At 60.0% G+C, this 8459-nt stretch carries 9 protein-coding genes; all 9 read right to left on the bottom strand.

Annotation, left to right across the window (positions count from 1 at the left end; genetic code table 11):
• Positions 1-1982: DNA gyrase subunit A (gene gyrA, locus QVE23_RS03815; RefSeq protein WP_502919060.1), on the bottom strand; the 1982-nt coding region annotated here is incomplete at its 3' end.
• 94 nt (positions 1983-2076) lie between these two features.
• The gene (gyrB, locus tag QVE23_RS03810) at positions 2077-4026 is read right to left on the bottom strand and encodes a DNA topoisomerase (ATP-hydrolyzing) subunit B (RefSeq protein ID WP_021751137.1); all 1950 of its coding nucleotides are present in this window, start codon (positions 4024-4026) and stop codon (positions 2077-2079) included.
• Between the two features lie 105 nt (positions 4027-4131).
• Positions 4132-4500 carry a hypothetical protein gene (locus QVE23_RS03805; RefSeq protein ID WP_287967593.1) on the bottom strand — a complete coding sequence of 123 codons (369 nt, stop codon included), beginning with the start codon at positions 4498-4500 and terminating at the stop codon, positions 4132-4134.
• A gap of 17 nt (positions 4501-4517) precedes the next feature.
• On the bottom strand, positions 4518-4781 hold the full coding sequence (gene remB, locus QVE23_RS03800; protein WP_021751139.1) for an extracellular matrix regulator RemB: 264 nt from the start codon (positions 4779-4781) through the stop codon (positions 4518-4520).
• 3 nt (positions 4782-4784) lie between these two features.
• Positions 4785-5699, bottom strand: a complete 915-nt coding sequence (locus tag QVE23_RS03795; RefSeq protein ID WP_287967591.1) for a hypothetical protein — start codon at positions 5697-5699, stop codon at positions 4785-4787.
• A gap of 58 nt (positions 5700-5757) precedes the next feature.
• Entirely contained in the window at positions 5758-6861 is a 1104-nt protein-coding gene (gene recF, locus QVE23_RS03790; protein WP_021751141.1) for a DNA replication/repair protein RecF, read from the bottom strand.
• The gene (locus QVE23_RS03785) at positions 6848-7066 is read right to left on the bottom strand and encodes an RNA-binding S4 domain-containing protein (protein ID WP_021751142.1); all 219 of its coding nucleotides are present in this window, start codon (positions 7064-7066) and stop codon (positions 6848-6850) included. The genes recF and QVE23_RS03785 overlap by 14 nt, the downstream gene beginning before the upstream one ends.
• 4 nt (positions 7067-7070) lie before the next feature.
• A complete protein-coding gene (gene dnaN / locus QVE23_RS03780; RefSeq protein ID WP_287553564.1) occupies positions 7071-8183 on the bottom strand; it encodes a DNA polymerase III subunit beta in 1113 nt (370 codons plus the stop codon).
• Positions 8167-8459, bottom strand: a 293-nt coding sequence (locus QVE23_RS03775) for a hypothetical protein (protein ID WP_287967590.1), incomplete at its 5' end; no start/stop codon positions are given. The genes dnaN and QVE23_RS03775, both read right to left, overlap by 17 nt.

Raw genomic sequence — 8459 nt, 5'->3', positions numbered from 1 at the left:
GCGATCAGCTGGTCACCCTCCTCCATCCGCAGGGCACGGATGCCGTTGTTCCGCAGATTCTTCAGAGTATTGGCCGGCAGGCGCTTCACCGTGCCGTTCCGGGTAACCATGAAGAGGAAGCGGCCGTCGTCCTCAATGGACCGGGTATGGATCATGGCTTGGATCCGCTCGCCCTGCTCCACCTGAAGGATGTTGACGATGTTGGTCCCCTTGGCAGCCTTGCCGGACTCGGGGATTTGATACCCCTTCTTCCGGTAGACCTTGCCGGTGTCGGTGAAGAAGAGGATATAGTCGTGGGTGGAGGCAGTAAACACATCCACCACGTAGTCCTCCTCCCGGGTGGTGATGCCCTTCTTGCCCATGCCGCCCTTGGACTGGGCGGTGTACTCGCTGGCAGGTGTCCGCTTGATGTAGCCCGCCTGGGTCAGGGTGAAGACACACTGCTCCTCCTCGATCAGGTCCTCGATGTCGATCTCATCCTCCACATCCTGGATCTCCGTGACCCGGTCATCGCCGAATTTGTCGGAGATGGCCTGGAGCTCCTCCTTCAGCACCTTGCGCAGCAGCTCGTCGGAGGAGAGCAGCTGGTTGAAGTAGGCGATCTTTTCCTCCAGCTCCTTGTACTCCGCCTCCAGCTTCTCCCGGTCCAGGCCCTGAAGGGCTTTCAGCCGCATATCCAGAATGGCCTGGGCCTGGATATCGTCCAGACCGAAGCGGGACATCAGGTTCTCCTTGGCGTTGTCGTAGCTGCTGCGGATGATTTTGATAACCTCGTCGATGTTGTCCTGAGCCACCAGCAGACCCTCCAGCAGGTGGGCCCGCTCCTGGGCCTTGCGCAGGTCGTACTTGGTTCGGCGGATAATGACCTCCTCCTGGAAGGCCAGATACTCGTCAATGATGTGGCGCAGGGAGAGGATCTTGGGCTGAGACTGGTTATTCACCAGGGCCAGCATGTTGATGGCAAAGCTGGTCTGCAGCTGGGTCTGGGCGAACAGGCGGTTCAGCACCACCTGGGGATTGGCGTCCCGCTTCAGCTCGATGACGATGCGCATTCCGTCCCGGTCGGACTCGTCCCGGATGTCGGAGATGCCGTCCAGACGCTTGTCTTCCACCTGGTCGGCCATGCTCTTGATGAGCATACGCTTGTTGACCTGGTAGGGGATCTCGGTGATGACAATGCGCGTGCGGTCCTTGCCGAACTCCTCAAACTCATGCCGGGCCCGGATCACCACCCGGCCCCGGCCGGTGGCATAGGCCTGCCGGATGCCGCTGCGACCCATGATGATGCCCCGGGTGGGGAAGTCCGGCCCCTTGACGTACTGCATCAGATCACTGAGCTGAGCCTCCGGATTGTCCAGCACGCAGATGCAGGCGCCGATCACCTCCCGCAGGTTGTGGGGCGGGATATTGGTGGCCATGCCCACCGCGATGCCGCTGGAGCCGTTCACCAGCAGATTGGGAAACCGGGAGGGCAGGACACGGGGCTCCTTGCGGGTCTCGTCGAAGTTGGGGTCCCAGTCCACAGTGTCCTTTTCAATATCCCGCAGCATCTCGTCGGAGAGCCGGGACATCCGGGCCTCCGTGTACCGGTAGGCCGCCGGGGGATCGCCATCCACGGACCCGCAGTTGCCGTGGCCGTCCACCAGGGGATAGCGCATGGAGAAATCCTGAGCCAGGCGGACCAGAGCGTCATAGACGCTGGCGTCGCCGTGGGGATGGTACCGGCCCAGCACGTCGCCCACGCAGGTGGCGGACTTTTTGAAGGGTTTGTCCACCGTGAGGCCATCCTCGTACATGGCGTAGAGGATCCGGCGATGGACGGGCTTCAGGCCATCCCGCACGTCAGGGAGAGCCCGGCCCACGATGACGCTCATGGCGTACTCAATGTAGGATTTCTCCATCTCGGGGACCAGCGGTGACTCCACGATCTTCTGTTCGGGGTACCGGATCTCCTCAGGATCGTATTGGGGCTTTTTGCTCATGTATCGTATCTCCTTTTTGTAGGGGCCGGCGCCCTCGCCGGCCCGCAAAGGCATATCTGATCGGACGGGCGGCCGAGGGCAGCCGCCCTACGGATCAATAGTCAAGATTGACCGCGTATTGGGCGTTGCGCTCGATAAATTCCTTCCGGGGCTCCACCTTCTCGCCCATCAGGATGGTAAAGGTCTCGTCCGCGGCCACGGCGTCATCCAGCGTGATACGCCGGAGCGTCCGGGTGGTGGGGTCCATGGTGGTCTCCCACAGCTCATGGGGGTTCATCTCACCCAGGCCCTTGAACCGGGAGATGTCGATCTTGGCGTTGGGGTTGTCGCCCCGCATCTCGGCGGCGATCTTCTCCCGCTGGATGTCGTCAAAGGCCACTCGGGTGGTCTTGCCACGGGTCAGCTTATACAGGGGCGGAACAGCGGAGTAGACATAGCCCTCCTCGATCAGGGGCCGCATGAAGCGGAAGAAGAAGGTCAGCAGCAGAGTACGGATATGGGCGCCGTCCACATCGGCATCGGCCATGATGATGACCTTGTGATACCGGAGCCTGTTCAGATCGAACTCATCCCCGATGCCCGCGCCCAGGGCCGTGATGACGGGCTGGAGCTTGTCGTTGCCGTAGACCTTGTCTGCCCGGGCCTTCTCCACGTTCAGCATCTTGCCCCACAGGGGGAGAATGGCCTGGAACCGGGAATCCCGCCCCTGGGTGGCGGAGCCGCCTGCGGAGTCTCCCTCGACGATATAGAGCTCCGTCAGCTCCGGATTGTTCTCATTGCAGTCCCGCAGCTTATCCGGCATGGCGGCGCCGCCGAGAGCCGTCTTGCGGCGGATGGATTCCCGGGCCTTTTTGGCGGCCTCTCTCGCCCGATTGGCAGTGAGAGCCTTATCCAGGATCATCCGGCCCACCTGGGGGTTCTCCTCCAGGAAGATCTCCAGCTTTTCGGAGACGATGTTATTCACCAGGGTCCGGATCTCACTGTTGCCCAACTTCGACTTGGTCTGGCCCTCAAACTGGGCCTCTGTCAGCTTGACGGAAATGACGCAGGTGAGGCCCTCCCGGCAGTCCTCGCCGGAGACCTTCTCGTCATCCTTCAGCAGCTTGATCTTCCGGCCGTAGGCGTTCAGCACATTGGTGAGAGCCCGCTTGAAGCCCTCCTCGTGCATGCCGCCCTCCGGCGTGTGGACGTTGTTGGCGAAGGAGAGGATCGTCTCGTTATAGCCGTCGTTATACTGCATGGCCACTTCCGCCACGGAGTCCTCTCGGGCTCCGGACATGTAAATCACGTCGTTGTGAAGCACATCCTTGCTCTTGTTCAGCCAGGTAACAAACTCCCGGATGCCGCCCTCGAAGCACATGTTGTCCTCCTGCTCCCGTCCGGGGCGGGCGTCCACAGTGCGGATGCACAGGCCAGCGTTCAGGAACGCCTCCTCCCGCATCCGGGTGTGGAGGGTATCGTAATTGTACTCCGTGTCCTCGAACATCTCCGGGTCCGGCTTGAAGGTGACAGTGGTGCCGGTGTGGTCTGTATCTCCCACAATGGTCATGGGCTGGGTCACATTGCCCCTGGAGAACTTCATCTCATAGATATGTCCGTCCCGGTGGACCTGGACCGTCAGCCATTCGGAAAGGGCGTTCACCACACTGGCGCCCACGCCGTGGAGACCGCCGGAGACCTTGTAGCCCCCACCGCCGAACTTGCCGCCGGCGTGGAGGACGGTGTACACTACCTCCAGGGCGGGCTTGCCGGTCTGGGCCTGGATGTCCACGGGGATGCCACGGCCATTGTCCACCACGGTGATGGTGTCCCCCTCGTTGATTCGCACCAGGATGTCGGTGCAGTAGCCGGCCAGTGCCTCGTCGATGGCGTTGTCCACGATCTCATAGACCAGATGGTGCAGGCCGGAGGTGGACGTGGAGCCGATATACATGCCGGGCCGCTTCCGGACGGCTTCCAGGCCTTCCAGCACCTGAATTTCCGATGCGTCGTACTCGTTGGCCGTGTCCACCGCAGTGGAGTTCAACAGTTCATTTTCTGCCATGCAGGTTCTCCTTTCAGGATATTCATATCCGTTCCAAGGCAAGAAGAGCCGGGCCGGAGCCGCCTCCGGCCCGTTTCTCCTTGCCCTGAACCATGTAAGTTGGAATCAAATGCGTAATTTCTTTAAAATGGGATATATCAGCAGAGCCAGGAGGGCGGCGAACAGCGCCACCCAGGCAAAATACAGCAGCAGAAGGAACACGCTGTACACCAGAAGCAGAGGGCTGGACCAGCCGTCTCCGGAAAATACGGACAGGAACAGGTATTTTACCGCCAGAATCCCAAGCTCCAAAGCCAGCAGCGCCGCGGCACACAGGATCAGCGGCAGCCATCTCCGGCGCCCGCTGTAATTTTGCAGCAGGATCAGCTGCACCGTGAACACTGCCGCCAGAAAAAGCACCAGAGCTCCTGTCTCCAGGGATGTGAACGAGGATAAAAAGTGGGGAAGGTTTACCAGTGTCGTATATGCCGCCATGGGATCCTCCTCCTGACTCATTCCAGGTTTCCGCTCTCCGCCCGCTTCTGGAGGGTGGTGGAATTCAGCTGGCTGAGGTACACGATCTGCCGGTGATAGGGGTGGTCACACACCACGAAGGACTTGGGGATCTCGCCGGACACATCCAGCACCACGCCCTCTTTCTCCGCGGCCGCCAGATACTCCCGGGTCCGCTTGCCGTAACTGCATTTGTCCAGGTCAAAGATGCCGATGACCCGGCGGTCGGGAAGGATTTCGTTTTGGCCGATATGCAGGTACATCGTTCATGCCCCCTCTGGAACCTGGAGTAAATCGTAAAACCACAGGCGCTGCCGGACTATCTTTTGGAACGTTCCTTCATAATTTTCATAAATGACCACGGACAATTTTTCCTCTGGATCTCCGCTGTAAACGGCGACTGTCTTTCGAAAGTCCCCGGTACTCAGCTTTTCTGTAATGATCCTGATGCCCTCTTCCCGGTCGAAAATATCATAGTACAAAGTGCCGATTTCGCCGAACTGCGCGATGGTGCCGACCTCGGAAAACTGATACTGCCCTTCCTCCAGAAATTCTGACAAAATCTTCTGGACATCCGCGTGTTCCGCCGGAACCAAGCCGTTAATTGTGACTTTATCCCCTTCGTCGATGGCTGCCTGAACAGAAGAACTCGCCTCCAGAGCGGAGAGAATCTTCCGGTCCGTATCCGTAATGGCCAGCTCCGGGATCTCGGACAGCGCATTTTCCTCACTGATGACTTCCTCCACCATGGTGTAATTGGCCGCCCGCATCTCGTGCAAGATCAGTACGCCGAAGCCGACAGCCAGCGCCGCGCCGGAGCACAGCGCCATTCCCCGGCATATCCACTTTTTCCAGCGGAGATCCCCTGTGGTCCGCAACTGGGAAAGGCTCCATCCAAAGAGGAGTGCACATCCATAAGCTGCCCAGAACCCCAGCAGGAAGGACAGCGAAAGGGAGGACTGTGCCAGCAGACAGAGAGCCAGTCCCAATGCGCCCGCCAGCACCGGAAGAGACAGCAGCCAGCAGTTTTTCCGGCAGAGCAGCCCCACCAGCAGCTCCCACAGAAATCCAATGAGCGGGACGCCAAAGACAATGAGGGGCAGCGCATGATACCAAATCCAGTCCATTCTGCCTTTCCCTGCTTTCACTCTGTTTTCTGCTGTCAAAAAGAGAAAATCCACTTCCCGCAGATACGATGTACTGCAGGGCTCCTGCGCTCACGCTTGGTTGCGGTGTTCTTCACCCGATGGCGCCCTGTTTCACATGGAACACCTTCCCACCCAGAAGGACCGGCAGCCGATCATCTTCGCAGCAGGTAATGAACACCTGTCCCCCCGCGATGCGGTTGAGAACGAACTCCTGCCGGCGGGGATCCAGCTCACTGAGAACGTCATCCAGCAGCAGCACCGGGTATTCGCCGGTGGCGTTCTGGTAGATTTCCCGCTCCGCCAGCTTCAGCGCCAGAGCCGCGGTGCGGGTCTGACCCTGGGAAGAGTAGGATTTGGCCTCCCGGCCGTCGATGGTGATGACCAGATCGTCCTTGTGGGGGCCGGAGAGGCACATCCGGGAGGCCCGCTCCGCCCCCTGGTGGGATTCCATGTGGGCCCGGAGCTGCTCCGTGAGAACCTCCACCTCCGCCGCCGGGTCCGTGACGGAGGAAACAGTCTGATAGGTGATCTCCAGGCGCTCCCTTCCGCCGGAGCACTCCCGATGGTGGCGGGCGGCATAGCGCTTCAGCGCCTCCGCGAACTGCCGGCGGTAGTGGACCAGCACTGCGCCGAAACGAACCATCCGTTCGTTAAAGTCCGGCAGCAGCTCCAGGAGATCCGGCCGCTCCTCACTGTCCCGCAGAATGCGGGTCTTGTGGTCATAGAGCCGGTGGTACTCCGCCAGAGCGGCCGCGTATCTCGGCCGCAACTGGCAGAGTGCGGTGTCCATGAAGCGCCGCCGGGCGGCGGCCCCCTCCCGGATCAGATACAGGTCGTCCGGGCAGAAGAATACAGTGTGGTATACCTGACTCAGGGCGGCGCTGTTTTTGGCAGGCACCTGATTCACCCACATCTTCCGCCGCCGGTCCCGGTACAGCTCCACCCGGGTGCGGAACTCCCGGTCTCGGGCGGAGATCCCGGCTTCCAGCACAGCGGCGGGCGCATCGAAGGCAATCATCTCCCGGTCCGTCCTGGCCCGGGGGGATTTCCCGCAGGAGAGGTAGACGATAGCCTCCAGCAGATTGGTCTTGCCCTGGGCGTTCTCCCCGAAGATCACATTGCAGTCCGGGTCAAAGGATACCCGCTGGCCGGAGTAGTTGCGGAAATGCTGCAGCTCCAGCTCAAGAATCCGCATAGGCCACCGTATAATGGGCGCCCTGGAAGGCCACATCGTCTCCGGGGCGGATCTTTTTGCCCCGCATGGTGCAGATCTCGCCGTTGACGGTGACCTCGCCGCCCTGGATCCGCTCCTTTGCCTCGCCGCCGGAGGACACCAGATTGGCGAATTTCAGCAGGTCCTGGAGCTTGATGAACTCCGTGTGAATCGTGATCGTCTCCATCTGCTCACTCCGCGCTCTTCAGCCGCACCGGCAGGACCATATAGAGGAAGTTTTCCTCCCCCTCCGTGGGGACGATGATGGCGGGGGAGACGCCGGTATTCAGCTCGATCTTCACCGTGTCCGCCGGCGCGTACCGGAGAGCCTCCATCAGATAGCGGTTGTTGAACCCGATCTCCAGCCCGCCGCCGTCACCGGACAAGCGGCAGATATCCTTGGCCTCGCCGTTTCCGGTCTTGGCGGAGAGCAGCACCTTGTCGTGGTCAAACAGGCACCGGACCGGACTCTTCTGCTTTTCGGAGATCACCACACTGACGCGGTCAATGCTCTCAATCAGGGCCTTGGTATCTGCGATGACGGAGATGGGATTCTTCCGTGGGATGGCATTCTTATAATCCAGGAACTCTCCCTCCAACCGGCGGCAGATCAACTCCGTGTCTCCTACCTCAAATAGAATATGACTTTTGCCCAGGGTCACGGCAGCCAGATCCTCCACGTCGGAACAGATATTTTTCACCTCGCCCAGGGCGCTGCCCGGCGCCACAAAGGAAAAGGCGCCGCCGTCGATCTTTTCCAGCGGCTCCCGCCGGATGGCCAGACGGAATCCGTCCACCGCCACCATAGTCAGGCCCTGGTCCGTGATCTCGAACAGGGCACCGGTATGGATGGGGCGGCTCTCATTGGTGGAGACAGCGAAGGCCGTCTCCTCGATCATGGCACGCAGCAGCTTCTGTTGGATGGAGACGGAAAAATCATCCTCCACCATGGGCAGCTCCGGGTAATCCGCCGCGGAGAGGCCCAGGATATCAAAGTCCGCATCGCCGCAGGAGAGATGAACCAGCTGTTTGTCATCTGCGGTGAAAACCACCACATCGTCGGGCATCCGGCGGATGATGTCGCCGAAGAGGCGGGCGTTTAAAACAATCTCGCCGGGTTCCGTTACATCGGTGGAGACCTTCGTACGGATGCCGGTCTGTAGGTTGTAGCCGGAAATGGTCAGCCGGCTGTCCGCGTGGAGCAGCAGCCCTTCCAGCGCGGGAATGGAGCTCTTCTGGGCCACGGCGCGGCTGGTGACGGCGATGGCGCTTTGCAGAAGGGCTTTTTCACAGGAGAATTTCATGCATGCACTTCCTCTCTAGTCGGGGTTTGAAGATATGGGTCGGAATCGCTCTTTTGAAAAAGAAAGAAATGTATTTTTTAGAAAAAGCAGCCGTAGGGAAAAAAGCTGTGGAAAAGGCGGGGAAAGGCTTGCGCTGTCGGATTTTGAGGCTCCACAGGGGATGTGGAAGGATCCGGGTATTTTTCCACGGACTTTTTTGAAAGACCATTTTCCACAGGGAAGTATTTCTTTTCCACGGAAGATGTGGAGAAATCTGGTCACCGCTTGGAGTTGATA

It is taken from the genome of Oscillibacter sp. KLE 1728, assembly GCF_934833455.1.
GTDB classification, from domain to species: domain Bacteria; phylum Bacillota; class Clostridia; order Oscillospirales; family Oscillospiraceae; genus Oscillibacter; species Oscillibacter welbionis.
The sequence above is the reverse complement of the archived record's forward strand: the minus strand, read 5'-3'. Positions and strand labels throughout refer to the sequence as shown.

Excerpts from the sequence above, each read along its gene's own strand:
- gyrB (WP_021751137.1), bottom strand. The coding sequence starts at position 4,026 with ATGGCAGAAAATGAACTGTTGAACTCCACTGCGGTGGACACGGCCAAC.
- QVE23_RS03805 (WP_287967593.1), bottom strand. The coding sequence starts at position 4,500 with ATGGCGGCATATACGACACTGGTAAACCTTCCCCACTTTTTATCCTCG.
- remB (WP_021751139.1), bottom strand. The coding sequence starts at position 4,781 with ATGTACCTGCATATCGGCCAAAACGAAATCCTTCCCGACCGCCGGGTC.
- recF (WP_021751141.1), bottom strand. The coding sequence starts at position 6,861 with ATGCGGATTCTTGAGCTGGAGCTGCAGCATTTCCGCAACTACTCCGGC.
- QVE23_RS03785 (WP_021751142.1), bottom strand. The coding sequence starts at position 7,066 with ATGGAGACGATCACGATTCACACGGAGTTCATCAAGCTCCAGGACCTG.
- dnaN (WP_287553564.1), bottom strand. The coding sequence starts at position 8,183 with ATGAAATTCTCCTGTGAAAAAGCCCTTCTGCAAAGCGCCATCGCCGTC.